At 34.9% G+C, this 644-nt stretch carries 1 protein-coding gene; it reads left to right on the top strand.

All coding sequences use genetic code 11. The features are described 5' to 3' along the window. Positions 1-567, top strand: a 567-nt coding sequence (locus tag EII29_RS11480) for a ShlB/FhaC/HecB family hemolysin secretion/activation protein (protein WP_148096436.1), incomplete at its 5' end; no start/stop codon positions are given. Between the last annotated feature and the right edge of the window lie 77 nt (positions 568-644).

Here is a 644-nt window from a genome sequence, read left to right as displayed (position 1 = left end):
GGATTCAGGTCAAATGAAGACAATGCCTTTAATGCGGGAACACTACCGACTGAAAGTGTAGAACCTTCAGATAACAGATATGAGTTTGGAAAGGTAAATCTTAATTTAAGTTACTATAAGCCTTTCTATTTTAAGAATCAGGGGATAACATTAAGAACGGTGTTTAACGGACAGTATTCAAAAGATGCACTGTTTTCTACGGAAAAGTACAGTATAGGAGATTTCGGTACGGTGAAAGGTTTTCCTATGACAGTCTCGGGAGATACGGGATACAGTACAAAGTTGGAATTAAGCTATATACTTCCAAGTAGTGAAAGTAAAACAGGACAGTTTATGTATAAGATAAGACCTTATGTGGAAGCTGATTTAGGAAAAGTAAGAAATAATTACAACGGATATGGAGTGAGAAAAGGAAAGATAACGACACTTTCAAGTTATTCACTGGGGATAAGATATTATGGAGAAAAGATAACACTTGATACGGGAATAGCCAAGACCGATAAAGGAAGAAGTTTAACAAAAACAGAATCCCATAGAGGTTATGTGACAGTATCGGCAACATTCTAAAAGGAGATAGATATGAAAAAAATAATAATGTTTTTAACCTTGTTACTGTTTGTATTAAGCTGTAACGATTCAGGTCT

This window comes from Leptotrichia sp. OH3620_COT-345, assembly GCF_003932895.1.
Taxonomy (GTDB): domain Bacteria; phylum Fusobacteriota; class Fusobacteriia; order Fusobacteriales; family Leptotrichiaceae; genus Pseudoleptotrichia.
This window is presented reverse-complemented; position numbering and strand designations above follow the sequence as displayed.